Origin of the sequence: Undibacterium sp. Rencai35W (assembly GCF_049340185.1) — a bacterium.
Lineage (GTDB): Bacteria > Pseudomonadota > Gammaproteobacteria > Burkholderiales > Burkholderiaceae_D > Undibacterium.
The window spans coordinates 285,696-309,919 of sequence record NZ_JBMPPC010000001.1; the positions used below are offsets into that span (position 1 = coordinate 285,696).

The 24,224-nt window shown below is 49.2% G+C and carries 23 protein-coding genes; 9 read left to right on the forward strand and 14 right to left on the reverse strand.

Features of this window, described 5'->3' with window-relative positions:
* Positions 1–2: 2 nt before the first annotated feature.
* The 3 genes from ACO0K3_RS01250 (at position 3) to ACO0K3_RS01260 (ending at position 1,866) form a co-directional block, all read left to right on the forward strand.
* On the forward strand, positions 3–545 hold the full coding sequence (locus ACO0K3_RS01250) for a FixH family protein (protein WP_422959986.1): 543 nt from the start codon (positions 3–5) through the stop codon (positions 543–545).
* Between the two features lie 146 nt (positions 546–691).
* The gene (locus tag ACO0K3_RS01255; protein ID WP_422981151.1) at positions 692–859 is read left to right on the forward strand and encodes a hypothetical protein; all 168 of its coding nucleotides are present in this window, start codon (positions 692–694) and stop codon (positions 857–859) included.
* A 188-nt stretch (positions 860–1,047) separates the two neighbouring features.
* Positions 1,048–1,866 (forward strand): sulfite exporter TauE/SafE family protein, encoded by an 819-nt coding sequence (locus tag ACO0K3_RS01260; protein WP_422981153.1) that lies wholly within the window; start codon positions 1,048–1,050, stop codon positions 1,864–1,866.
* 74 nt (positions 1,867–1,940) lie between these two features.
* On the opposite strand, the gene ACO0K3_RS01265 is transcribed toward ACO0K3_RS01260, so the two are convergent.
* The 10 genes from ACO0K3_RS01265 to kbl all read right to left on the reverse strand — a co-directional run bounded on the left by ACO0K3_RS01265 (position 1,941) and on the right by kbl (position 12,327).
* The gene (locus ACO0K3_RS01265) at positions 1,941–2,267 is read right to left on the reverse strand and encodes a flagellar basal body rod C-terminal domain-containing protein (RefSeq protein WP_422981155.1); all 327 of its coding nucleotides are present in this window, start codon (positions 2,265–2,267) and stop codon (positions 1,941–1,943) included.
* A gap of 97 nt (positions 2,268–2,364) precedes the next feature.
* Complete coding sequence (locus tag ACO0K3_RS01270) at positions 2,365–4,320, reverse strand: MASE3 domain-containing protein (RefSeq protein ID WP_422981157.1); 1,956 nt, start codon at positions 4,318–4,320, stop codon at positions 2,365–2,367.
* A gap of 207 nt (positions 4,321–4,527) precedes the next feature.
* The gene (locus ACO0K3_RS01275; RefSeq protein WP_422981159.1) at positions 4,528–5,367 is read right to left on the reverse strand and encodes a universal stress protein; all 840 of its coding nucleotides are present in this window, start codon (positions 5,365–5,367) and stop codon (positions 4,528–4,530) included.
* A 76-nt stretch (positions 5,368–5,443) separates the two neighbouring features.
* Positions 5,444–6,349: a helix-turn-helix domain-containing protein gene (locus ACO0K3_RS01280; protein WP_422981161.1), complete on the reverse strand. Its 906-nt coding sequence runs from the start codon at positions 6,347–6,349 to the stop codon at positions 5,444–5,446.
* 21 nt (positions 6,350–6,370) lie between these two features.
* Entirely contained in the window at positions 6,371–6,766 is a 396-nt protein-coding gene (locus tag ACO0K3_RS01285; RefSeq protein WP_422981163.1) for a response regulator, read from the reverse strand.
* Positions 6,767–7,056: 290 nt separating this feature from the next.
* A complete protein-coding gene (locus tag ACO0K3_RS01290; protein ID WP_422981165.1) occupies positions 7,057–7,695 on the reverse strand; it encodes a response regulator in 639 nt (212 codons plus the stop codon).
* 184 nt (positions 7,696–7,879) lie between these two features.
* On the reverse strand, positions 7,880–8,335 hold the full coding sequence (locus ACO0K3_RS01295; RefSeq protein WP_422981167.1) for a universal stress protein: 456 nt from the start codon (positions 8,333–8,335) through the stop codon (positions 7,880–7,882).
* Positions 8,336–8,596: 261 nt separating this feature from the next.
* Complete coding sequence (locus ACO0K3_RS01300; protein WP_422981169.1) at positions 8,597–9,985, reverse strand: L-serine ammonia-lyase; 1,389 nt, start codon at positions 9,983–9,985, stop codon at positions 8,597–8,599.
* A 104-nt stretch (positions 9,986–10,089) separates the two neighbouring features.
* Entirely contained in the window at positions 10,090–11,055 is a 966-nt protein-coding gene (locus ACO0K3_RS01305; protein WP_422981171.1) for an NAD-dependent epimerase/dehydratase family protein, read from the reverse strand.
* A 33-nt stretch (positions 11,056–11,088) separates the two neighbouring features.
* The gene (gene kbl / locus ACO0K3_RS01310; RefSeq protein WP_422981173.1) at positions 11,089–12,327 is read right to left on the reverse strand and encodes a glycine C-acetyltransferase; all 1,239 of its coding nucleotides are present in this window, start codon (positions 12,325–12,327) and stop codon (positions 11,089–11,091) included.
* Between the two features lie 147 nt (positions 12,328–12,474).
* Here kbl and ACO0K3_RS01315 point away from each other — a divergent pair, with 147 nt between their 5' ends.
* From ACO0K3_RS01315 to thrC, 6 genes are all read left to right on the forward strand, one after another.
* Positions 12,475–13,047, forward strand: coding sequence for a helix-turn-helix domain-containing protein (locus tag ACO0K3_RS01315; RefSeq protein ID WP_422981176.1), 573 nt, complete (start codon positions 12,475–12,477; stop codon positions 13,045–13,047).
* Between the two features lie 492 nt (positions 13,048–13,539).
* Entirely contained in the window at positions 13,540–15,183 is a 1,644-nt protein-coding gene (locus ACO0K3_RS01320) for an OFA family MFS transporter (RefSeq protein ID WP_422956533.1), read from the forward strand.
* 311 nt (positions 15,184–15,494) lie between these two features.
* Positions 15,495–17,819 (forward strand): FdhF/YdeP family oxidoreductase, encoded by a 2,325-nt coding sequence (locus ACO0K3_RS01325; protein ID WP_422981178.1) that lies wholly within the window; start codon positions 15,495–15,497, stop codon positions 17,817–17,819.
* Positions 17,820–17,832: 13 nt separating this feature from the next.
* Positions 17,833–18,132 (forward strand): hypothetical protein, encoded by a 300-nt coding sequence (locus ACO0K3_RS01330; RefSeq protein ID WP_422981180.1) that lies wholly within the window; start codon positions 17,833–17,835, stop codon positions 18,130–18,132.
* Entirely contained in the window at positions 18,114–19,004 is an 891-nt protein-coding gene (gene fdhD / locus ACO0K3_RS01335) for a formate dehydrogenase accessory sulfurtransferase FdhD (RefSeq protein ID WP_422981182.1), read from the forward strand. Before ACO0K3_RS01330 ends, fdhD begins: the two co-directional genes overlap by 19 nt.
* A gap of 272 nt (positions 19,005–19,276) precedes the next feature.
* Positions 19,277–20,737, forward strand: a complete 1,461-nt coding sequence (gene thrC / locus ACO0K3_RS01340; RefSeq protein ID WP_422981184.1) for a threonine synthase — start codon at positions 19,277–19,279, stop codon at positions 20,735–20,737.
* Between the two features lie 351 nt (positions 20,738–21,088).
* On the opposite strand, the gene ACO0K3_RS01345 is transcribed toward thrC, so the two are convergent.
* The 4 genes from ACO0K3_RS01345 to ACO0K3_RS01360 form a co-directional block, all read right to left on the reverse strand.
* A complete protein-coding gene (locus ACO0K3_RS01345) occupies positions 21,089–21,562 on the reverse strand; it encodes a DUF6265 family protein (RefSeq protein ID WP_422981186.1) in 474 nt (157 codons plus the stop codon).
* A gap of 9 nt (positions 21,563–21,571) precedes the next feature.
* Entirely contained in the window at positions 21,572–22,108 is a 537-nt protein-coding gene (locus ACO0K3_RS01350) for a glutaredoxin family protein (protein ID WP_422981188.1), read from the reverse strand.
* A gap of 184 nt (positions 22,109–22,292) precedes the next feature.
* The gene (locus ACO0K3_RS01355) at positions 22,293–23,279 is read right to left on the reverse strand and encodes a GlxA family transcriptional regulator (RefSeq protein ID WP_422981190.1); all 987 of its coding nucleotides are present in this window, start codon (positions 23,277–23,279) and stop codon (positions 22,293–22,295) included.
* Positions 23,254–24,186, reverse strand: coding sequence for an EamA family transporter (locus tag ACO0K3_RS01360; protein ID WP_422981192.1), 933 nt, complete (start codon positions 24,184–24,186; stop codon positions 23,254–23,256). Before ACO0K3_RS01360 ends, ACO0K3_RS01355 begins: the two co-directional genes overlap by 26 nt.
* Between the last annotated feature and the right edge of the window lie 38 nt (positions 24,187–24,224).

Consider the following 24,224-nt stretch of genomic DNA (forward strand, 5'->3'; position numbering starts at 1 on the left):
ATATGAGTGCGATATTCATGCAGGTAAAACCAAAAGCCGACCGTTGGTACAAAGAACCTTGGCTTCTGCTGGTTGTTGGTGGGCCTGCAATTGTGGTGTGTGCAAGTCTGTTCACAGGATTTCTTGCGTGGCGTGGTGCAGACAAAGTTATTGCTGAGGACTATTACAAGCAAGGCTTGATGATCAATAAAGATATTCAAAGAGATGCCCGTGCCCGAGCACTTCAATTGACCTCGTCAATTACATTAGATTCCTCCGGACGTGTACTGATGCAGCTATCCGGTAATGGTGTATTGCCTGATACAGTTCAGTTGAGTTTGGCGAATGCCGCAGCAAATGCAACGTCGGTGAATGAGTTAGTCAGGCGTCTGCCGTTGAAGCAAATTGTGCCGGGGAGTTATGAAGGTCATCTGCCAGCACAATCATCATCGTCATTCAATGAGGTTAAGTTATTTCACGCCAAGCTGGAGACAAGCGAATGGCGTCTGACAGGCGACTGGTTTAATCCAGAGCAAAAACCCTTACAACTACAAGCAGCAAAATAACTTTACTCATAGTATCGAGACTGTTAACTTTGACATTGAATAAAAGGGGACAGGATTTGGAATCGCACAATTCGACTCACCGCCAAACACGGGTACGATCATTATTGATGGTCGTGTTGTGGCCAGCTTTTTTAATGGCTTGTGTCATGACAGGTTTATTTTTCAGTCTGGTTGATCCTATGGAGTTGATCATTCTGGATGAACGCATCAAGATACATATCACCGGTGTTTATACCATCGGTTTTTTCTCCTTCTGGTTGCTGGGAATATTATCCAGTGGCTTAACTGCTTTGTTAATGACGGAAACGCATTGAACCCGGATTTTTCATTAGACCGCTATTACCTCATAGAGATGCGGATGGCATGCTGCTTCCAAGAGAATCCGCCATCGCCGTTGTTCTGACGAAAAATCCAACTTGAATCAAGGACAGATCGTCATGCCCAATCTGACAGAACATACGGGCTATTGGTTCGTCACTCGTCGCTTTACTCTTCATTGCTTATGTTGACTTTGCCACTCGTCACTGCTGCAGTGTCCGCTGGTCTGGCAGGCGGGATTCACTGCGTCGGTATGTGCGGAGGTATCGCCAGTCTGCTGGGTGATGCGGATAGTGAACGCCTCGGTGATGAGAAATCATCGGGTGACGCTGCCCAAAAAAAAGTGATCCATATCCAAGTAGAGGACACCGCACCTGATGCTAGCAGTCAAGCTACTGTACACAGCGTTGCCCCGGTCATTCCCCCATTAATCTTAAGGCATGCCGGGCGCATTTTTACTTATATGCTGGTTGGTGCATTATTTGGCAGTCTGGGGACTGCCGGTATGCTGTTCAGACCTTATCTACCAGTTCAGCAAATCTTATTTGTAGTTGGGAATCTCGCATTAATTTATTTGGGAATGCGTTTGTTAGGCTGGACAGATCTGGTTCGGGCACTGATTCCGTCGTCATCGTTATTTGCTCGCCTGAACTCATTTGTTGCTAATATCCTGAGCTTGGCGATGTGTAATGCATCCCGGTATCCGTTTTTTACCGGTATGGCTTGGGGATGTTTACCTTGCGGTTTATTGTATGGTGTTGCACCGTTTGCTTTGCTGGCGGGTGACGCATGGTCTGGTGCGATGTTGATGTTGATTTTTGGTCTGAGTGCCTTGCCCTATTTGTTAATGGCACCAGTTCTCATACGATATGCAAAAATTAGCCGCTATGCGCGATATGTCCGTGTTGTTGCAGCGAGCTTGCTACTGGCAATCGGACTCTCAGGTTTATGGTATTTTGATATGTCGCTGATGCCTGATTTTTTGTGCATCACGCCTAGATGAGTTTGCCGGATTGGCGGGCGACTCAGCTGTAAGCTGCCAAAACACCGCCAAACACAGTCGGAAGTAGTTAACGATTACACTTTGATATTGATGATCGTGCCAAGTATGTCATCTGCCGTTTTGACGACTTTTGCGTTGATGTCAAATCCTGCTTTAAACTCTAAAGATTGAATAATTTCTTTGGTCAGATCCGTGCTGCTCGGGGAAGTGGAACTGCCATCTGTTTCTACGCCATTACTGATTGTGATAGTAGCGCCGCCATTTTTTTGCTCCTGAAATGACACTTGTTGCGCTTGAAACCCATTAGTACTGGCATTCGCAACACTGTTTGCGGAGTTATCCAAGGCGCGTTGATAAGATTGCAAGCCTGATAAACCTGCATTAAGGGCTGAAATCGACATAATCATTCTCCAGAAAATACATCGTCAGGATACGCCACTTTACGCTTTTAAGCTGACTCCTGTGATTGTTCAAATGACGACTCAAATTTCGGGTAATTCACGCGCCGGATTCACTAAATACGGTGCTTGCCAGCGGCAAATGGATTTCTATCCGCGTACCTTCACCATGATTGCTGCCGACTGAAAATTCACCTTGCATTGCTTTTACCCGTTCGCGCATTCCTACCAGTCCAAACGAACGTGATTTGCGCATATCTTCTTCCTCAATGCCGCGACCATTATCACTGATGGAGAAGCTCAGCTCGTCCGTCGTACGCTCAAACTCAATCACGACTTTATTCGCCTTAGCATGCCGCGTTACGTTCGTCAGTGATTCTTGGATAATCCGGAAGATCGCCGTACTATGCGCATCATCCAGGTTGAGCAGGTCCTCGTCCGCCCGCAATTGGCATTCGATCTGATGGCGCTGGGTAAAATCTTTTTGCAATGTTTGCAGCGCAAAGTAGAGCCCCCCTTCATCTAGCGCGCGTGGACGTAAATCGGTTGCGATACGGCGTAAGGTTGTGATGGAAGTTAATATCAACTGATCCATGCTGGACAAGGCCTTTTGTGATTTGCCCGACATCTCGGCATCGCGTTGCAGCAGGGATAAATCCATCCTCAATGCAGCCAGAAGTTGACCGAGATCATCATGTAGTTCGCGTGCGATATGTTTGCGCTCCTCTTCCCGGATACTTTGTAATGCGCTGGAGAGTTGACTCAATTGTGAGTGATATTGCGCCATTTTTTCTTTAGCAATTTTTCTCTCAGTGATATCCCGGAAAATCACGGTATAGAAGCGATGTCCATTTTCCATCAAGCTTGAGATCGATGCTTCGATGGGAAATTCTTCACCGCTGGCGCGCAAGCCTGTGACATAAAAATCCTCGAAATTACCACCCATCTTTCGCCTTGTGTCGCCGGTTTGCCCAAACTTTTTGACATGGCTGCCATGCGACTTACGATGCCGCTCCGGAATCACTGCATTAAGTGAGGTGCCGGTCATTTGCTCTATGGCGTAACCGAACATCGCTGCTGCAGCAGGATTGGCCAGAATGATATTCTGATGCTCATCGATGGTGATGATGCCATCAATCGCGGTTTCGATGATGCCGGTAAGGCGTTCTTTATGGACAGACAATTCGTCGGCACTCCTCGCAATTTTTTTATTTGCGGCGCTCAAGGTAGCGTAAGGGGCATGAATATTCACAGCAACCATGCTGCGATAGATCGCCGTCGCTGCCAGAAACTGATAAACATGTCCTGCGATGACATAGATATCGCTGGTATCGGTATATAAAGAGAAATACACCTCCGACATCGCCATAGTGGAACTGGCGACAAATAACGAAGCTCTATCAATATGCAGTCGCTCCTCTGCGTGCTCGCCCTTGATACGGACAGCCTGACGATATAACAGAGTCGCAGTCAATACATTGAGGCCGATCAACAGTGATTCACCCACTAGCTTGAAAGTTGTCTGGCCTGATTCCGCGGAGTAAGTCAAAGGTACATACTCAGGTGCAATCAAGATGAAAACGACGCAAATAGCGGTCAACAGGACTCCCGCGACGAGTACCGCAACTGATTGTGACGGCGATGAGAACGTATCTCTGGAACTAAGTGTAAGTCCTAGCAAGGTGAGAGCGACGATCAGCCTCGACATGAGCCAAAAACTGAGTGATTTATGCATGTCAATTGCTTGCAAAAATCCCGGCATACCCTGGAAGCTGATTGCGTGAAAAAAACCTAAAATCGCCGTACATAAAAAAGCGACGGCGAGTATGACGCTACTCTTTTTACGGCGCTCGCCAAAGGCGTTCCAGCAGACAATAAACACAGAAGAAAAAATAACGATAGTTGCTGTTTCTAATGCCGTATGCAAAGGTAAGGATGCAATAATTTTGTAATGAGCGAAGTTGGCTTTGTTCAGCCACATGACACAAGACAGCACCAGCAGGCATAGGGCAATCCATTTGGCTTGTTTCAGTTCTTTGGGAGTATGCAGCAACATAGGGCGACGGGTCCGGGAGGTTAAATCCGGGTTGAATCAGACAAGTCTGTATTTTAGGGGAGTTTGTTGTATGTCAGATGTTTTTCTCCGTCTCTGCTTTTAGCTCTGACAAAAATAGCGGCGACAAAAATTGGTGACGAAAAAAGGTAGACGAAAAAAAGGCACGAATTCTCGTGCCTTCATCCAACGGTTGTATCAATGCTGATTTTAATGTGACATCAAAACGGGAATGGTCATACTTTCCAAAATAGTTCTGGTCACACCGCCCATGATCATTTCACGGAAACGTGAGTGGCCATAGCCGCCCATTACTAGCATATCGCTATCTAAGTCATGAGCGAGTGAAAGCAGGGCGTTGCCAATATCGGTCGAAGTCTTGTGTACGGATACCTCTACTTTGATACCGTGGCGTGCAAGGTAGAGCGCGATATCTGCACCCGGTTGTTCGCCGTGCGCATCTGGTGTTGCCTTCGGATTGAAAATGGCAACCTGTACCAAGTCAGCACGTTTTAATAGAGGAATCGCGTCGGTAACGGCGCGTGTCGATTCGCGGCTGGCATCCCATGAAATCAGTGGACGTTTTGCAACCGTAGTGAAATCGCCGGTATAAGGAACGATTAATACCGGGCGACCTGAGTTCATCACGATATATTCGGGAAAGTCTGGCAACACAGAAGGCGAGGGCTCATCACGATTCGTTTGGCCAACCACGACCAGATCGCTGTAGCGCGCCTGTAAGCCGATGCCACCGCCAGCCTCGTCGTTGGCGATCACGCTTTCGAAAGATGCTACGCCAAATTCCCGCATACTTTTACCAAAACTGGCGATCGCTTTTTCTGCACGTTCACGTAAAAAATTCAGATGGATCGTCAAATTGGGATCACTGGCGCTGATGTTGCCGTCCTGATAGATAAAGCGTGAAACACCTGTCACTGCTGTGCCGATCAGATGCGCATTGTCCGCAATCGCGATCTCTGCCGCAACCTTGACTCTGAGCGCAGAGCGGCTTGATTCATCCAGATGAACCAGTACGGTTTTGTAAGTCATGTCAGACTCCTTGATGTCATAAAGAAAGCCGGTCTCAGGGCTAAGGCCAGGTGTCGATGTATTAACTAAGCTTATACTAATTCAGTGCAACCGCAACCTCTTTACTCCATTGCGGGAGTAAGCTCTTTCCTACGAGGGCGGTGACTTTTTCACCTACTTTGAGACGGGTTTTAGCCGGTGGTAAACGACGTAGTGTTTTTAATGCGACAGGATCAAGAATGCCAATCTGGCGTTGCTCAACACGGATCAGCCCTAATTCATTGAAGGCAGATAAGGTGCGGCTGACTGTCTCCAGGGTCAAGCCCAGATAACTACCAATTTCGTGACGTGTCATGCGTAAATTAAATAGTTTGTTTGAATAACCGAGTTGTGCAAAACGCTCACCTAGATTAAGCAAAAAGCGGGCTACTTTAGCTTCTGCACTTAATGCACTGAGCATACCGATCATGATTTGTTCACGTACTAATTCGCGGCTCATGGCCCGGAACATGGCTTGTTCTAATTCTGCATAGAGGCGACCAAGAGATGAAAATATTGTGTACGGTACTAAGATCACATCACAATCAGAGAGCGCAACTGCCTCCGATGCGTGACGTTGCGTATGTATGCCGTCGATACCGAGCAAATCACCTTTCATGGGGAAGCTTAATACCTGCTCGTTGCCGTATTCGTCGATTAATACGGTCTTCAGAAAACCAGAATTGACGATGTACAAAGTATCGAAATTCTGACCAATAGTATGGATACGCTGACCAGCTTTATAACGCACATGTTGGAACAAAACTTGTTCGTCATCGGACGCTAACGGGGTTGCAATGCCGAGCAAGTCACACACCTCATGCAGGTTAGACCATAGTGTGCCGTGGCAGCGCCAGCCAGCATCATTAGATGCGGATGCCGATACGCTTGCCGACAAATAGGCGGCCGGGCTGGCGGTCACTTCGATATTCGACAACGATGTAGAAACAGTGGCTGTAGACATGGTTTTCCCTCTCGAGGTAGATTAATTCAAATTCTTTGATGGCTCTGCATGAATCCAGTTATGCAGGATGCGTGGTATTTGTGCGAAGTCAGTGGACTTATCCAGAAAACCATCGGCACCGGCTCGCATGGCTTGCAAGCGGTTTGCGTCGGTGGCGTGGTTGGTGAGTACGATAATTTTGACGTCAGGTTTCTTTTGTTTGACGCTTTTTAATAAGCTCAGTCCGTTGCCATCACTAAGCTGTACATCCAAAATCATCGCGTTGGTATCCGAGCCCAGAATCTCCTGGTAAGCGCTCTTGATATCACCAGCGACGCCGACAATATGAACATCAGGCAGATCGTCCATGAAACCGACTAAGCGATTTTGGATCAGTACAGAATCTTCAACGATGTACAGGTTTAAGCTCGGGCTCATTTTTCTGATCTTGAGTAAATTTTTAATGCGCTTCTCAATAATTCTTGAGATAAATTTACGGACACTTGCATGTATTCGTATGAATTCATTATGATCAGTAAGTGAATTGATTTACATCAGGGAATGCTGATTTGACTGGCGGAAATTACTGAGTCCCTTGTAGGAATATTCCTAGCAGAAGAGTGATGACTCGGTTCGCTTTCCAAGCTTTAAGCGAGATAGGCGCGCGATCTTGTAGTACTCGCGTGCATCAAAGAAGGGTGTGGGTAGTGCTGTTCTGGCAGTGTGGTTCAGACAGATTGAAGCAGATGATGAGCAATTGCGTATTGCACCAGATCAGACATATTGGTCATGCCCATTTTTTGCAGAATACGTGTCTTATGCGTGCTGACCGTTTTTACGCTGAGGTGTAGCAGGTCGCCAATTTCAGTAATAGAACGTCCCTTTACCAAGTGGTTAAATACTTCAAATTCACGATCAGATAACTGCGTGTGCGGCAAGCCGTTGTCGGCGGGCATGGCGGACATCGCGAGTTGTTCGGCAACTTCCATGCTGATATATGGACGTCCTGAAGCGACTTTACGTAAAGCGGTTACCAGCTGTGTGCCAGCACTCTCTTTGGTCAGATAACCTCGTGCGCCAGCGCGGATTGCCCGCACCGCATATTGTTCTTCTTCATGCATGGTCAGGATCAGGATCGGCAATTTAGGCATCTCATCCTTGATCTGGCGAATCAGATCAACACCGCTGCGTCCTGGCATGGATAAGTCCATCAGCAACACATCAAAATTACCTCGCCGTGCTTTTTCCAGTGTATCGAATCCATCTACTGCTTCGGCCACAACCTGTATGTCGTCAATGCCGTCCAGAATGCGCTTTAAGCCTTCGCGCATGATGGTGTGGTCGTCTGCAATCAGTATGCGAATCATCGATAGAGTAGGGTAAGAAGGGCAAAATAAAATACGCTTTACCTCACCGCAGTCATTAAAGATTGCTATGAGGTAAAGCGTATTGTACTTTACATCCGGGGACTTCTAGAAGTTCGCTAGCCTGCTGCGTCAGCTTGTTCTCAATTTTTCAGCATTGTGATCTGAGTATGTCGAACCGTCATTTTTAGCTATGTTTGATACGGTGCACCAATACCGGAATCTGACAAATAGATAGAACTTTAGTCGTAACACTACCAAGCAAAAAATTGCCAAGGCCACTGCGGCCATGTGAACCCATAAAAATCAGGTCACAGCCGTATTGTCCGGCAATATGAACGATTTCTTTGGCGGTTGAATCACTGAATTTCGTCTCGCTCTGGGTGGCAATATTCATCATGTTTGCAGATTCTTTGATCGGCTGGAAATAGTTATCACCGAGCGCTCGCATTGCTGCTTGATATTCCTCTTCGGTCTGGGTGGCTGGCGGAATGAATTCGCCGTACACCGGGTATTGAAAGGTTGGCGCAATAAATGCAATAACGATGCTTGCTTTCAATTGTTGAGCGAGCTTTAGACCTGCATTGGCGCTACTTAGTGAGAGCGCTGAGCCATCAACGGGTAAAAGAATCTTGTTGTACATGATATGCCTTCCCTTGTATTAACTATCCAGTATCAAGTGAGCGGACGATATCTATAGCCTAGATGCTTCAGCGAGCGAGACTTTGCGTCAGCACAAAGTCTGTATCAAAATAGTAGTTTGTTTTTTGAGAATTACAAATAGAGTCAGATTAATGCATTCAATCGCAGCGGATAATACATATGGGTAACTTATCTGCTGTAAGACTCGATTGGATGGGCGGACATGAGCAGACAATGGCGCACATAGTGTGTTGTAGTCTGCCTAACAAGCGGCGTGATTGACGGTCACTACATGCACGGCCAGACCGCCCAAAGAGGTTTCTTTATACTTGGTCTGCATATCCGCACCGGTCTGACGCATGGTTTCTATCACCTGGTCCAGACTGACGTGATGCGTGCCGTCGCTCCTCAGCGCAAGAGAAGCTGCGGTAATCGCTTTGACGGCGCCCATGCCATTACGTTCTATGCAGGGAATTTGTACCAGCCCGCCGATAGGGTCGCAGGTCATTCCAAGGTGATGTTCGATACCAATTTCGGCGGCGGATTCGATTTGTTCGTTGGTGCCGCCGAGTGCAGCAGTCAATCCTGCCGCTGCCATGGCGCAAGCGACACCGACTTCCCCCTGGCAGCCGATCTCTGCGCCGGAGATAGACGCATTTTTCTTGCATAGCATGCCGATCGCCGAGGCGACTAACAAAAATTGCCGTATGCCTTGCTCGGGATTACTTGGTTTGCAGTCTTCTGCGTAGTAGCGTAAAACCGCAGGAATGATGCCCGCAGCCCCATTGGTCGGCGCAGTGACTACGCGACCGCCAGCGGCGTTTTCTTCATTAACGGCCATCGCATAGAGGCTCACCTTGTGCATGCCGTCATGCGGCAATACATCCGCGCTTTCATTTGCACTGCGCCATAATTTTGCCGCCCGTCGTTTGACATGCAGACCACCGGGTAACTCACCGGAAATTTGCAGGCCCCGCGAAATACAGCCCTTCATGACGGACCAGATCTTATCGACACCGGCATCCAGTTCAGCATCGCTGCAACGCGTGATTTCATTGGCCCGTAGCATCGCAGCGATAGAAAGTCCGCTGCGCTGACCGTGTGCCAGCAATTCGGCCATCGTCCCAAAATGAAAGGGCAGTGAGGAGCTTGCAGCGCTGTTGGCAGTGCCTTGGGCAGATTGCTGTAACTCTGCTTCAGTCGAAATGAAACCGCCGCCAGTAGAGTAAAACACTTGCTCGCATACCGTGCCGTCATTGCGCGTCAGCATAAAACGCATACCGTTCGGGTGACCTGGCAAGACCTCCTGCTTGTGCCATAGCAGATCGTCCATCATGTCGAATTTGACTGGATATTCTCCCAGCAGATTCATGCTGCCGCCGTCAGCCAGGGCCGTGAGTTTGTCTTCTACTGTGTCGGGAATTACATCTTGCGGCGTCTCGCCCATGAGCCCCAGCAACACGGCTTTATCCGTTGCATGACCATGACCAGTCAAGGCCAGAGAGCCGTATAACGCAACCTGGACTTTGCTAACTTTAAATAATTCAGGACATTCGAGTAAAAAACGTCGCGCCGCCAGCATAGGGCCGACGGTATGGGAGCTGGATGGACCTACACCTATTTTAAATAAATCAAATACCCGCATGTCCATACATCGTCCTTTGTCTCGTGTGCCCCGATCAGGTCCGATTCTGCACCGCAATGATCACTATCATTGCGGTGCCAGAATGTCGCATTGATCCGGATTTTTTTGTTTTATGCAGCAAGCGCTCCGTTACTTACTTTGACGTTCTTTAACATGTCGCTTACCAATTGTTGCAGACCGATTTGCGCTTGCCATCCCCAGTCTTTGCTGGCGGTGCTGTCATCCAGGCTCTGTGGCCAGGTTGCAGCAATCGCTTGGCGGCTGTCCGGGGCGTAGTGTATGTCAAAGCCTGGCAAATTTTGTTTGATTGCGAGGGCTAATTCCCGTGGATTAAAGCTTAAACCAGCAACATTGTAGGAAGAACGTATAGAAAGTTTGCCTGCGGGGGCATCCATCAGGGAAATCGTGGCACGGATCGCATCGGGCATGTAGATCATCGGCAGCGTTGTCTCTGCTTCGAGGAAGCACTCATAGCGCTCACCACGCAGGGCAGAATGGAAGATCGCAATCGCATAATCAGTCGTGCCGCCGCCAGGAGGCGATTTGTAGCTAATGATGCCAGGGTAGCGAATGCTGCGGACATCAACACCATACTTCTGGAAATAGTACTCGCATAGACGTTCACCCGCCAGTTTGCTGATGCCGTAAATCGTGCTTGGATCCATGACCGTATATTGCGGTGTATTGACGGCTGGTGTGTTCGGGCCGAATGCGGCAATCGACGATGGCCAGAAGACTTTCAGAGGCTTGCCCGCTTCGCCACGGATACGGGCCAGTTCAAGAATGTTTAGCAAACCATCCATGTTCAGGGTCCATGCTTTTAGAGGTGCCTGTTCTCCAGTCGCAGATAACAATGCAGCCAGTTGATAGACCTGGCTTATCTGATATTGCTCGACGACCTCGGCAAGGCGGACTGGATTCAGCACGTCGATAACCTGATAGATCTTGGCGCCGTACAAGCTGTTTGGGCTGATATCGGCGGCAACGACATTGTCTGCGCCATGCTGTGCTGCTAAGGCGTCAACCAGTTCGCTGCCGATCTGGCCGTTGGCACCAATGACTAATATTTTTTCCATGTGATTTCCTGAGTACGTATGATTGAATTGGATTTACTTGATCAAGCCCAGTTCGCGACCTGCTTGGGCGAAGGCGGCGAGAGCGGTGTTCAGTTGTTCGGTGGTGTGTGCCGCAGACAATTGCACGCGCACGCGGGCTTGCCCCATTGGTACCACCGGATAAAAGAAGCCGGTTACCAAAATACCTAGCTCATATAACCGGGCCGCAAATTGTTGGGCGATAGGGGCATCGAACAGCATCACAGGCACCACCGGATGTGTGCCAGGCTTGATCGTAAATCCGAGTGCAGCGATTTCTTTACGAAAATGTGCTGTATTGGCATGCAAGCGGTCACGCAATTCGGTTGACGAGGACAAGCGCTCCAACACGGCGAGTGATGCGCCGGCGATCGAGGGTGCCAGTGTGTTGGAAAATAAGTAGGGGCGGGATTTTTGACGCAGGGTATCGATTACTTCTTTGCGCGCCGAAGTGAAGCCACCCATTGCGCCGCCCAGTGCTTTACCCAGTGTGCCTGTGATGATGTCGATACGGCCTAAGACATTGTGGTGTTCATGGGTGCCGCGACCAGTTGCGCCCATGAAGCCCGATGCATGACATTCATCAATCATTACCAGCGCATCGTATTTGTCTGCCAGATCGCAAATTTTATCAAGCTGGGCAATCGTGCCATCCATTGAAAATACCCCATCGGTCACGATCACACGATGGCGCTTGCCAGCAGCTGCCTGTAATTGGACTTCCAGATCCGCCATATCGTTATGTACATAGCGGAAACGTGCTGCTTTACACAAACGGATACCATCAATGATCGAGGCGTGGTTCAGTGCATCGGAAATAATCGCATCATTTTCATCGAACAAAGGTTCAAATACGCCACCGTTTGCATCAAATGCAGCTGCATACAAAATAGTATCTTCTGTTCCCAAGAAGCTGGAGATTGCGCTTTCCAGCTGTTTATGTACTGTTTGCGTGCCGCAGATAAAGCGTACCGAGGACAGACCATAACCATATTGCTCTGTCGCCTTGATCGAGGCTTGTACCATCGCCTCATCGCCCGATAAGCCAAGATAGTTGTTGGCGCATAGATTAATCAGTTGGCGACCATCGTCACAGGTCACTTCTGCACCTTGGCGGGAGGCAATCACACGCTCAGGTTTGTACAGTCCTTGCTGGCGCAGCGTGTCCAGATTCTGGCTCAGACCGTTAAAAAAATTTTGTTTTGACTGGGTAGTATCTGCGGTCGGTGTTGTTGCTGTGCTTGTTGTGCTCATGGTCGCCTCCGGTATGACTGAATAAAACATCCCAGTAGCGTTGCACTCTGGTAAGATGTTTTTAATCTGTTGAAATATTCGATATGTAGAACTAAAGTTCGATATAGTGGATATTATCTGTGCTTATAAAACTATGCAAGTGGAAATATGAAAAAAAACTTGGCTAATACCCCGCCCGAAGTTGGTGCAACTCTGCAAAGAATGCGTCTGGATCGTAATCTGACGCTGGAAGATTTATCCCGTACCGCGGGAGTCTCAAAATCCATGCTGTCACAAATCGAGAGGGAAAAGGCCAATCCGACCATCGCCGTCGCATGGCGTCTGGCCAATGCCTTGGGTGTTGGTATTGCCGAGTTGCTATCGGCAGAGACACCGAAAGTTGATGTGATCCGCATGCTGGAGCCGCATGAGACGCCGACTCTGCCGGGAGAGCATGCTGGTTATGTACTAAAAATCCTCGGCCCTATGGAGCTGGCGGGTAAATATGAGTGGTATGAGCTCAGTCTGGCGCCGGGTGGCGCGCTAGTGTCAAACTCGCATGATCCGGGTGCTACCGAGCATTTAACCCTGTTGAATGGTAGCGTCGAGGTCGAAGTCGATGGTGTGAAGAAAAAACTCAAAGTCGGCGGCACGGCGCGTTATGAGGCAGATAAAAGTCACGCGATACGCAATATAGGCAAGACCGAGGCAAAAGCTCTGATGGTGGTTATTCATCGCTAATGCGGGCTGATTGATGAACTGCTATTGTAGATTCTGGTGCCGGATAAAAAATGGCATCCAGTGGTCATTAATCGCCTCAGGCTTAATCTTGGATTGCGAATATTATTCTTATGTAATGTTTCTGATGTAAAGTCTGTCTGCACCGATTTTGTACCGATAATAATATACTCCCCTTATTTTTTAATAAAATACCCTTTGATCGTCCTTTTTATGGGCGTCTTATAAAAGTACTCCCTCCCTGTATATCTTGTTTGCCTTGTGGGCGTGATTGCCAGACTGATCTGCGTAGCGTTATCATGCACCTGCAAAGAATCATGATTAACCTTGTGTGTAGTAAGGAAATGTTGCAAAACAATCTTGCTACAATTTAATGAATTGTCAAAAAGAATTTTTCATAAGACAATTCAGCAGCATTTGATTAAATGCTCACGCTATTTGTTTGTCTATTTCCCCTTAATTATTCAAGCTTGATCAAGCTAAGGATGGAGTTATATGTCTCAATCTCAATATTCCTTACTGGCAAAGGAACGCACCATTGCTGGTGAAGGTTTCAACCGCTGGCTAGTGCCACCTGCCGCACTGGCAATCCATTTGTGTATCGGTATGGCGTACGGCTTTTCGGTGTTCTGGTTGCCGTTATCTAAAGCGATCGGTATTGATAAGCCGCTGGCTTGTGCTGCTGACATGGGCTTAATCGCCGAATTGTTTGCTAGCAACTGCGACTGGAAAATCTCCACGTTGAGCTTGATGTACACCTTGTTCTTCATCTTCCTCGGTTCATCTGCAGCTTTATTCGGTGGCTGGCTGGAACATGCAGGTCCGCGCAAAGCTGGTGTCGTCTCGGCGATCTGCTGGTGCAGCGGTCTGGTGATCTCTGCGCTCGGTGTGTACTCGCATCAAGCTTGGTTGTTATGGCTCGGCGGCGGTGTAATCGGCGGTATCGGTCTGGGTCTGGGTTATATCTCGCCCGTGTCCACCTTGATTAAATGGTTCCCCGATCGTCGCGGCATGGCGACAGGCATGGCGATCATGGGTTTCGGCGGCGGCGCGATGATCGGCTCGCCTATGGCAGATTGGCTGATGCGTCATTTCGCTACACCGACCTCAGTCGGCGTATGGGAAACTTTCCTAGTGATGGCGGCAATCTACTTCGTCTTCATGATGGCAGGTGCCTTCGGCTATCGCGTACCGGCTTCCGGCTGGAAACCAGCGGGTTGGACACCACCTGTTGCGGCGAATAACGCCATGATCACAAGCAAGCATGTGCATTTGTCCAAAGCCTGGAAGACTAAGCAATTCTGGCTAATCTGGGGCGTGTTGTGCCTCAACGTGTCAGCCGGTATCGGTATTTTGGGAATGGCGTCACCTTTGCTGCAAGAAGTCTTTGGCGGTAAATTGATCGGTCTCGATATTGGTTTCAATGACTTGAGCGGCGATCAAAAGAAACAGATCGCAACTATTGCCGCGGCGTTTACCGGTTTGTTGTCCTTGTTTAATATCGGTGGCCGTTTCTTCTGGGCATCGATCTCTGATTACATCGGTCGCAAAGGAACTTATTTTGTTTTCCTGATGTTGGGATTTATTTTATACGTCTCCATTCCTACCGTGGCACATGCGGGCAGTCTGGCATTGTTCGTCCTGTTTTTCTGCATTATTTTGTCGATGTATGGTGGTGGTTTTGCGACCGTGCCTGCGTATCTCGCTGATATGTTCGGCTCACAAATGGTGGGCGCGATCCATGGTCGTCTGCTGACTGCCTGGTCAACTGCGGGTGTGCTCGGTCCGATACTGGTGACGTATATCCGTGAATACCAGCTGGCACATGGCGTACCAAAGGCTCAGGCCTATGACGTTACGATGTATATTCTGGCAGGTATGTTAGTCCTCGGATTTATCTGTAATTTGCTGGTGCGGCCAGTGAAGGACAGCGTCTTTATGACCGATGAAGAGTTAGCCGCTGAGCGCAAGCTGGCACATGATCGCAGCGTTGCAGCAACCACTGATAGTAGCGGTGTAGTCGTTGCTGCTACGGCTAGCAGCCCGGTTACGGTGGTATTTGCCTGGGCGGCGGTAGGCATTCCACTTTCAATTGGTATCTGGATTACCTTGCAAAAAGCGATCGTCTTGTTCAAATAAGAACAGACTAAGCAGAAAAAAAGATCGCCTCTGTGCGATCTTTTTTTCTGAGGTAGACTTAACCAGTGTTAATCAATATTAATCAGTGTTGCTTAGTACTAAGCAGTGCTGAACAGTAATAAGTAGCAGTAATTAAAGTGGCCGTGATTAGTAATAAGTAGTTAATAGTCGATGAATCTTTCTTTCCCCCTGTTTGTTTCTTCACTTGGTCTCTTCGTGTAGATGTTCGGTTCGTTCGCTTCGTTCAATTGATCAATACATAAAGTATGTAAGAAACTGACTGGTTTGCAGTGTTGATGCTTGAGGTTGTTATGAATAAAAAAGTGGTTCAGGTCTATAACCGCCCGGCGGGCGGCTGGGGTGCGCTGAAAAGCGTTGCGCAACAAATTATCGAGCAGGGTATTCCTGGCAAAGGCGCAAAGACCTTGCTGTCTGCGAATCAGCCCGATGGTTTCGATTGTCCTGGCTGCGCCTGGCCTGATGCGGATCACACCTCGACTTTTGAATTTTGCGAAAACGGCGCCAAAGCAGTCGCTGCCGAATCGACCGCGCGTCGCGCAACACCGGATATCATCGCCGCGCATACCGTTAAAGAACTCACTACCCATAGCGATTACTGGCTAGAAGGTCTGGGGCGAATGACCCAGCCTATGCAATATGATCGCAGCAGCGACCGTTACCAGGCGATTTCCTGGGAGAGTGCGTTCAATCTGATCGCGACGCATTTAAATGCCTTGCCATCGCCGGACGATGCAATTTTTTATACCTCGGGTCGCACTAGTAATGAAGCGGCTTTTTTATACCAATTATTCGTGCGTGAATTCGGTACGAATAATTTTCCCGATTGCTCGAATATGTGTCACGAACCGTCGGGTTTCGCGATGCGTGAAGCAATCGGTGTCGGCAAAGGAACCGTGCTTTTATCGGATTTCCAGATTGCCGATGCAATTCTGATTTTTGGACAAAATCCTGGTACCAATCACCCGCGTATGCTGGGTGAGTTGCGCGGCGCATCGAAGCGCGGCGCGGCGATTGTATCGTTTAATCCGTTGCGTGAACGTGGCCTGGAAAAATTCCAGAATCCGCAAGACATGACAGAAATGATCAGCGGGCAATCGACGGCGATTTCATCCGATTATTTCCAACTGAAAATCGGTGGCGATCTGGCAACCGTTAAGGGCATGATTAAATGTGTGCTTGAAGCCGATATCGCGGCGCAGGCTGCCGGTGCTAAGCGTATTATCGACGTCGAGTTTATCGCTGAACATACTGCGAATTTTGATCAGTTTGCTGCAGAAGTGCTGGCGGAACCGTGGGATGTGATCGTGCGTGAATCTGGCCTGGAACGTGCGCAGATCCAGCGTGCTGCCGATATTTACATGGCAGCCGGCAAAGTCATCGCCTGCTGGGGCATGGGTATTACGCAGCATAAGCATTCCGTCGCTACGATCCAGATGATCGTGAACCTGCTGCTCTTGCGTGGCAATATCGGTCGTCCCGGTGCCGGACCTTGCCCTGTGCGTGGTCACAGCAATGTACAGGGTGATCGTACTATGGGCATTTATGAAAAACCGAATACGGCTTTTCTGGACAGGCTTGGACAGGTATTTGATTTTGTGCCACCACGGGAACATGGCTACGACACCGTTGGCGCAATTCAGGCGATGCTGGATGCGCCTAATAAAGTCTTCTTCGCGCTCGGTGGTAACTTCGCCACGGCGACGCCTGATACAGAGCTCACACACAAGGCTTTACAAAATTGCGCGCTGACCGTGCATGTGGCGACCAAGCTCAATCGCAGTCATCTGGTCTGCGGACGTGAAGCCCTGATTCTGCCGTGCCTTGGACGTACTGAAATTGATATTCAGGCCAACGGGCCGCAAGCGGTCAGTGTCGAGGATTCCATGAGCATGGTGCATTTGTCCTCAGGCATTAATGCGCCGGCCTCACCTGAGCTCTTGTCTGAGCCGATGATTGTTGCCAGACTGGCTGCGGCAACGCTGAAGGGGCGTAGCAAAACCGACTGGATGTGGCTGGTTGCTGACTATGACCGTATTCGCGACAAGATTGCTGCTGTGTTCGATGATTTCGCCGACTTTAATACCCGCGTTAAAGTGCCGGGTGGGTTTCATTTGCGCAATACTGCAGCAGAGCGTTTGTGGAAAACGGCGACAAATAAAGCGAATTTTTATGCGCATGCGGTACCGACGGATTTGCCGATTCATCAGGCACGCGAGAGCCGCAGCTCACCGGTATTCAATCTCGCGACGATGCGTTCGCATGATCAGTACAACACCACGATCTACGGCATGAATGATCGTTATCGCGGCGTATTTGGTGAGCGCAGAGTCTTGTTCATCAATAAGGATGATATGGCTGAGCTGGCGATGCAGGCTGGCGACTGGGTCGATATCGAGAGCTTGTGTGATGACAATGCGCGACGTCAGGTGAAACGCTTTATGCTGGTGGAATACAATATTCCGCGCGGTTGCCTGGCAGCGTATTTCCCCGAAACAAACGGCCTGGTTCCCTTGTCGAGTTTCGCTGATTACGCCCGTACGCCGACCTCTAAATCGATTCCGGTTGTGATTACGTCCCACATAGAGGCGACTGTGCCAGCGATGGCAGTGCAATAGTTTCGGGTAAACAATGACAGAGGATGTACTAATAGATCGACTAGATCGACAGCCGAGCACTAATCCGGTTGCCGATCTGGCCGATGCATTGCTGGCAGAGCTGGCGACGCAGCCTGAACCCGTATCAATCGCACGTCTGAGTAAAAAGCTCCGTGCACGCCATAGCAGCTTGTTGCGCTGTGTTGCCTATCTGGGTGACGATTGCATAGGTCAGCAGCTAGGTTTGGGATGGGTACATGCCGAACAAGACGGCGACAGAACGATGCTGGTATTGACTGAAAAAGGGCGTGCTGCATGCATCGCGACAAAATGACTCAACCCGATGAAATGGCGCGTGCCAGCCGTCGCTTGCGCATAGAGCGACACAAATTTTCCACCACCACAAGCGAGCGTACCAATGATGCCATTGCGGAAGAAATTCCGGTAGCGCTGATCTTTAACGGTATTTCGCACGCAGTCATGATGGCGACGCCGATGGATCTTGAAGACTTCGCTATTGGTTTCAGTCTGGCAGAGCAAATCGTGGATCGGCCTGATCAGATTTACGATATTGAGTGCATACAAAATGCAGCGGCATTGGGTATAGAAGTACAGATCACGATTGCGTCCGATTGCTTCGTGCGTTTAAAAGATAAGCGACGCAGTTTGTCCGGTAAAACCGGCTGCGGCCTGTGCGGACTTGAGAGCCTGACGGCTCTGGATCTGGCCGCGCCATTCATTGGTCGTGATGTACAAGTCGGTAAGCTGGCATTGGCAAAAGCTTTTGAAGAGTTACAGTCTAAGCAACCCGTCAACGCGTTGACCGGTGCTTTACATGCGGCTGCATGGAGTGACTTATATGGCGAAATACAAATCGTCAGAGAAGACGTCGGTCGCCATAATGCGCTCGATAAATTGATTGGTGCAATGACGGCTGATACTCGGCGTCAGGCTCGTGAACAATCAACCACCTCGTTGATAGCGACATCACTTGCATCCCGGACGGGGTTTGCAGTTATGACGAGTCGTGCAAGCTATGAGCTGGTGCAAAAGGCAGCACGTGCCGGCATCGCGATCCTCGCAACCATCTCAGCACCGACCACACTGGCAATCAGTATTGCCGAACGTGCGGGCATTTGCCTGATTGGCTTCGTCCGTGAACAAGGTTTTGTTGTGTATAGCCATCCTGAACGTCTGGCTGGATAGAGTGTGGATTAAGTGATCAATCAGTTAGAAATCAAGTTGCGAATTAAGATATAAATGACGCTAAAATGACGCTATAACTATCTGATAATGTTTTGCAGGCACTACATTCCATTCAGATATTTACGTACAGCTGACTTTGCTAAAGAGGACAGCCAAACGCGCAGAATTGCTCTAAACCGGGGTTTGACCAAATTTTCGCAGGCTACAGCAGGGTAAGGGCGATATAATACGGAGAATATTCGTCCAACTCTTCCAATTTCGTCAGTCATCCTATGCAATACGCTTCAACTCGCGGATATGCCGCACGCCCCAATTTTTCCGAAATACTTTTAGGTGGTCTGGCTCCTGATGGCGGCCTATATTTGCCAACATCTTATCCGCAAGTGAGCGGTGAAGAACTCAATGTCTGGCGCACACTGTCCTATGCCGACCTGGCATTGGAAGTGCTCAAAAAATTTGCGACAGATATTCCTGTCGCTGATCTCAAAGCCATCACTGATAAAACCTACACGGCAGATGTCTACCGTAATGTCCGTGCGGGCGAAGATGCTACTCAAATCACGCCTTTGCGCGTTCTGGAAGATAAAGATGGCCGCAAACTGATATTACAAGCCCTGTCGAATGGTCCAACACTGGCCTTCAAAGACATGGCGATGCAATTACTGGGTAATTTGTTTGAATACACCCTGGCTAAGCATCAGGCCGAGCTCAATATTTTTGGCGCAACCTCCGGTGATACGGGTAGTGCCGCTGAATATGCGATGCGCGGCAAACAAGGTATCCGTGTTTTTATGCTGTCACCACATAAAAAAATGAGTGCCTTCCAGACTGCGCAAATGTTCAGTCTGCAAGATCCGAATATTATTAATATCGCTGTCGAGGGCGTGTTCGATGATTGTCAGGACATGGTCAAGGCCGTCTCCAATGATCTTGACTACAAAGCCCGTCAAAAAATCGGCACCGTTAATTCGATCAACTGGGCACGTGTTGTCGCTCAGGTGGTGTACTACTTCCGCGGATATTTGAGCGCGACTAGCAGCAATGACCAAAAGGTCTCGTTCACAGTGCCATCGGGTAATTTCGGTAACATCTGTGCCGGACATATCGCTCGCATGATGGGCTTGCCTATTGCCAAGCTCGTCGTAGCGACGAATGAAAACGATGTGCTTGATGAGTTCTTCCGCACCGGCGTGTACCGGGTACGGAAATCAGCCGAGACCTGGCATACCACCAGCCCGTCGATGGATATTTCCAAGGCATCAAATTTTGAACGTTTCATCCATGATCTGCTGGACGGCGATAGTGCCCGCGTGGCAGCCTTATTTCGCAAGGTAGAAACGGAAGGTGGTTTTGATTTATCCGGTAAGCCAGGCAGTGACGGCGATGAATTTAATAAAATCGCCCGCTTCGGTTTTGAGTCCGGCAAATCTGTTCATGCTGATCGTTTGACGACGATACGTCAGGTTGAAAAAAATTACGGCATTACGGTTGATACGCATACGGCCGACGGTATCAAGGTCGCTCTGGAACGCATAGAGCAAGGTGTCCCGATGATCGTATTAGAAACCGCCTTGCCAGCAAAGTTTAATGAAACTATACAAGAAGCCCTGGGACGAGATGCAGAGCGCCCGGCTGGTTTTGAAAACATCGAAGCCTTGCCGCAACGATTTGAGGTAATGACGGCGGATGTCGAAAAAATGAAAGCGTTTATCGTGAGTCACACTGGTTTGTAGAATAGTAGTGAGCCAGAATCTAAAAGCCGGACGTATTGAAAAATACTTCCGGTTTTTTTATGAGAACTTCAAAAAAATAGATATCAGTAGATCCGCAATATCCGATCTACACACAACGAATACTTTCGTTCGTTCGTGTGAGCGCGTAGAAATACACAATCATTTAGCATCACACACACGCATGCGGCGGAGGGCAGGGTGAGGGCGCTGGCAAGCCCGTGCTCACAACCAAGGCGGAGAGAAAATTTAGCTATTATGGGAGCGGGCAGGCTGCGTCATGCGGACAGAGATATTCTCAACGCCATCCCTCATTGCAGCATCACTACGCAACCACGCAACTGTGCAACCCCATCACTTTCCCGTACAACTCACTTTATGCATGGGAAAATTAATACCCTTGTCCAAATCTTGTAAACGACCTTCGATCCGGCCCAGTAAATTACCATTATCCTGTAAATGGTAAATCACTCTTTGCGGAAATTCCGGACGCAGGTTTTCAAACACGACTTTTTGCTTATCGAGGGATAACAGCAAAAAACTGGCTTCGGCCTTGCCGGATGGTTTTGCCGTAAAGATCAGTGCATTTTTCTCTTCGTGTATCCGCATATATTCATACGCGACGGTTTTTCCTCCGTGCACAGTGCGTGCGATACCAAGCATGCTGCCACCAGCCGGTGTCAGCCAGTGTTCTTCTGACCCGGCATCGCCGCCGACCGCTTGCCAGCAACCGCTTAGCCAGCTGACATCGTTGATGGTGCTCTGTGCATATAAGGGCAAAGGCAAAACGGTACCTAGCACACAAAGTAATTTCAGGAACCTGCGCATCCGAATCTCCTAATTTTTTATCCATGGTGCCAGAGCCTGACGCAATCCGGCTTCGCTATATCCATGCATTACTTCGCCGTCGATAACGATTAAAGGGACGCCACCACCGCCAAGTTTTTTATGTCCCTGATAGCCTTCGGTGGTTTTTTCCGTATCCAGATCAGTATAGGCAATGCCGTTAGCTTTAAAGAATTCACGTGCGGCAGCGCAATAGCCGCACCAGGTGGTGCCGTATAAAATCACGACGGGTTGTTGCATGGTTTGCTTGCCGTCAGCCGATTGCTGAGTGGTGGACTTGCTGCCAAACCGTCCTGCTGGCTTGAGCTGCCACAACACAGCACCGAGTAATGCTGCCATGAGCAGCCATTTCCAGAGGGCAGAATTGTCTCTGTCGAGGCGATTCGTGCGCGCTGCCGGTTGCAGTAATTGAGGCCGAGTGGTGTCGCCCGCCTTGGCGTACGCGACCTGACATGAGGGACATTGCCATGCCGGGCAGGTGTCAGTCTCTTTGCGGATATAACTGCATTTGGGGCAAATTTGGGTCATGACAGGGTATCGATCAGAGTGCCAATAAAATGTCTCTCATGATAGCGCAAGATGCTGGCAAATTCTGCTGCTTCTCATGATCTGGAGCGATGCGAACGCAACAAGACAGCAGCAAAAGAGAGCCAACGCTATTGGCCTGTTATCTGCATGTTGCTAAGACGCTTGCTGGGTGATATCCAGCTTTCTAGCGATGTAGCCCAGGGGGCTCTGCATGCGCGCTTCTCCAGACCCGGCGAAATTGTCTGACCGAGCCGAAGCCTGCCGCTTGCGCAACTTGCTCTATCGGCCAATTAGTCTGGGCTAACAATTTACTCGCCAGAGAGAGTCGCAGGCTACTGATGTAATCCTGCACAGAAATCTCTGCATGGGATTTAAATAAACGCGTCAGGTGGCGGGTGCTGGTGCAGGCCAGTTCTGCGAGCAGCGGCAGGCTCCAGGCAAAATCCGGCTGTTTGATAATTGCATCCTGTACTTTGTGTACGATCGGATGGATATGATTGCGATGCATGAGCCACGGCGATAATTGCGGATCTGATCCGGCGCGCCGCATGTACACAACCATATTTCTGGCAACGGCTGTTGCCGTCAGCGGATCTGCAATATCGCTGATCAGTTGCAAGGCTAGATCAATTCCGGCGGTCACGCCTGCACTGGTATTGACATTGTCATGCTGAACAAAAATACGGTTTTCCTCAACACGGATAGAACTGTCGATCCGCGCCAGATCCTGACAATGATCGTGGTGCGTCGTCGCCGTGTGACCCGCCAACAGTCCGGCATGGGCCGCCAGCAAAGCGCCAGAGCAGATGCATACTAGACGGTGCGTCGCGCTGACATGCTCACGCAGCCAGCATATACAAGCCTGTTCATGCGCTTCCTGGTACGGAAAATCCATACCAACCAAACCGGGCAATACTACGATCGCATCGGTTTCTATCTGTACTGGCAGCGGTAATAAAGGACTTAGTTGCAATCCTGTAGAGCAGATAATCCGATCCATGGGGCTGATAAATTTCAGCTCAAAACGAATTTTCTGTTGATAACGGTTCGCGAATAAAAAGGCATCTGCCGGACCCGCCAGATCAATCAATAAAGTATCTGGCAACAGTAAAAAATAAACGATCTGTGTACGCACGATCGTACGATCAACGGGCAAACAAAGTGCGGGCATGCTCAAGCAAGCGCGCACCAAACACATTAATTAGCAATCCGCACATCACGATGAGCGCTCCGATGATTTGTAAAGGTCGCAGCGCCTCACCAAGTAAAACCCATGCGGCAGTAAGCCCAATCACCGGCACCATCAAGGTCAGAGGCGCCACCATATGTGTAGGCAGACTGGACAATAAACGCCCCCACAAGGTGTAGCCAATCAGGGTCGCTGCCACTGCCAGATACACAATCGTCAGCGCAGAAGGCAAGCTCATATTATTCAGGCTATGCACAATCACATCGCCGCCCTCAAAAACGAGCGATAGCAAGAGAAATGGAATAATCGGAATCAGGGCACTCCATGACACCAGACTCAAAACTGCTGTCGGACCAATTTTTTTATTAATCACATTGCCGCTGGCCCAGGAGAAAGCGGCACAAATTGTCAGCGCAAAACCTAATAAACTTACCTGGCTGGTGGAATTTGCAATGCCAGGAATACTAGGAATACTCGCACTGCCAAGCAAGACCAATCCCGCACTGGCAACCAGCATACCAATCAGATTGCTGGCACGTAGCTTGTCGCCAAATACAATCGCAGACAGGCCGACCGTAAAAAATGCCTGTGCCTGCAGTACTAGCGAAGCCAGTCCCGCCGGCATGCCGACCGCCATCGCCGAGAATAAAAAAGCAAACTGACCAAGGCTGATCGTCAATGCATATGCCGCTAATAATTTGAACGACACCTTAGGTCGTGGCAAAAACAAGATCGCAGGAAAAGCAACCAGCATAAAACGCAATGCCCCCATCAAAAATGGTGGAATGCCTTTTAAACCAATCTTAATCACGACAAAGTTCATCCCCCATAAAAACACGACAATCAGTGCCGTCAATAAATGACGCGTAGTAAGGACATTTTTAGACATGAGAAGAGATGTGTAATAAAGTGAATGGAGAGGACAGC

Coding starts and splice junctions, on each gene's coding strand:
- ACO0K3_RS01355 (WP_422981190.1), bottom strand. CDS start 23,279: ATGCCCGCACTTTGTTTGCCCGTTGATCGTACGATCGTGCGTACACAG.
- ACO0K3_RS01270 (WP_422981157.1), bottom strand. CDS start 4,320: ATGTTGCTGCATACTCCCAAAGAACTGAAACAAGCCAAATGGATTGCC.
- thrC (WP_422981184.1), top strand. CDS start 19,277: ATGCAATACGCTTCAACTCGCGGATATGCCGCACGCCCCAATTTTTCC.
- ACO0K3_RS01290 (WP_422981165.1), bottom strand. CDS start 7,695: ATGATTCGCATACTGATTGCAGACGACCACACCATCATGCGCGAAGGC.
- ACO0K3_RS01320 (WP_422956533.1), top strand. CDS start 13,540: ATGTCTCAATCTCAATATTCCTTACTGGCAAAGGAACGCACCATTGCT.
- ACO0K3_RS01275 (WP_422981159.1), bottom strand. CDS start 5,367: ATGACTTACAAAACCGTACTGGTTCATCTGGATGAATCAAGCCGCTCT.
- ACO0K3_RS01315 (WP_422981176.1), top strand. CDS start 12,475: ATGAAAAAAAACTTGGCTAATACCCCGCCCGAAGTTGGTGCAACTCTG.
- ACO0K3_RS01345 (WP_422981186.1), bottom strand. CDS start 21,562: ATGCGCAGGTTCCTGAAATTACTTTGTGTGCTAGGTACCGTTTTGCCT.
- ACO0K3_RS01305 (WP_422981171.1), bottom strand. CDS start 11,055: ATGGAAAAAATATTAGTCATTGGTGCCAACGGCCAGATCGGCAGCGAA.
- ACO0K3_RS01255 (WP_422981151.1), top strand. CDS start 692: ATGACAGGTTTATTTTTCAGTCTGGTTGATCCTATGGAGTTGATCATT.
- ACO0K3_RS01360 (WP_422981192.1), bottom strand. CDS start 24,186: ATGTCTAAAAATGTCCTTACTACGCGTCATTTATTGACGGCACTGATT.
- ACO0K3_RS01330 (WP_422981180.1), top strand. CDS start 17,833: ATGACAGAGGATGTACTAATAGATCGACTAGATCGACAGCCGAGCACT.
- ACO0K3_RS01250 (WP_422959986.1), top strand. CDS start 3: ATGAGTGCGATATTCATGCAGGTAAAACCAAAAGCCGACCGTTGGTAC.
- ACO0K3_RS01325 (WP_422981178.1), top strand. CDS start 15,495: ATGAATAAAAAAGTGGTTCAGGTCTATAACCGCCCGGCGGGCGGCTGG.
- ACO0K3_RS01265 (WP_422981155.1), bottom strand. CDS start 2,267: ATGTCGATTTCAGCCCTTAATGCAGGTTTATCAGGCTTGCAATCTTAT.
- ACO0K3_RS01300 (WP_422981169.1), bottom strand. CDS start 9,985: ATGGACATGCGGGTATTTGATTTATTTAAAATAGGTGTAGGTCCATCC.
- fdhD (WP_422981182.1), top strand. CDS start 18,114: ATGCATCGCGACAAAATGACTCAACCCGATGAAATGGCGCGTGCCAGC.
- ACO0K3_RS01280 (WP_422981161.1), bottom strand. CDS start 6,349: ATGTCTACAGCCACTGTTTCTACATCGTTGTCGAATATCGAAGTGACC.
- ACO0K3_RS01260 (WP_422981153.1), top strand. CDS start 1,048: ATGTTGACTTTGCCACTCGTCACTGCTGCAGTGTCCGCTGGTCTGGCA.
- ACO0K3_RS01295 (WP_422981167.1), bottom strand. CDS start 8,335: ATGTACAACAAGATTCTTTTACCCGTTGATGGCTCAGCGCTCTCACTA.
- ACO0K3_RS01350 (WP_422981188.1), bottom strand. CDS start 22,108: ATGACCCAAATTTGCCCCAAATGCAGTTATATCCGCAAAGAGACTGAC.
- kbl (WP_422981173.1), bottom strand. CDS start 12,327: ATGAGCACAACAAGCACAGCAACAACACCGACCGCAGATACTACCCAG.
- ACO0K3_RS01285 (WP_422981163.1), bottom strand. CDS start 6,766: ATGAGCCCGAGCTTAAACCTGTACATCGTTGAAGATTCTGTACTGATC.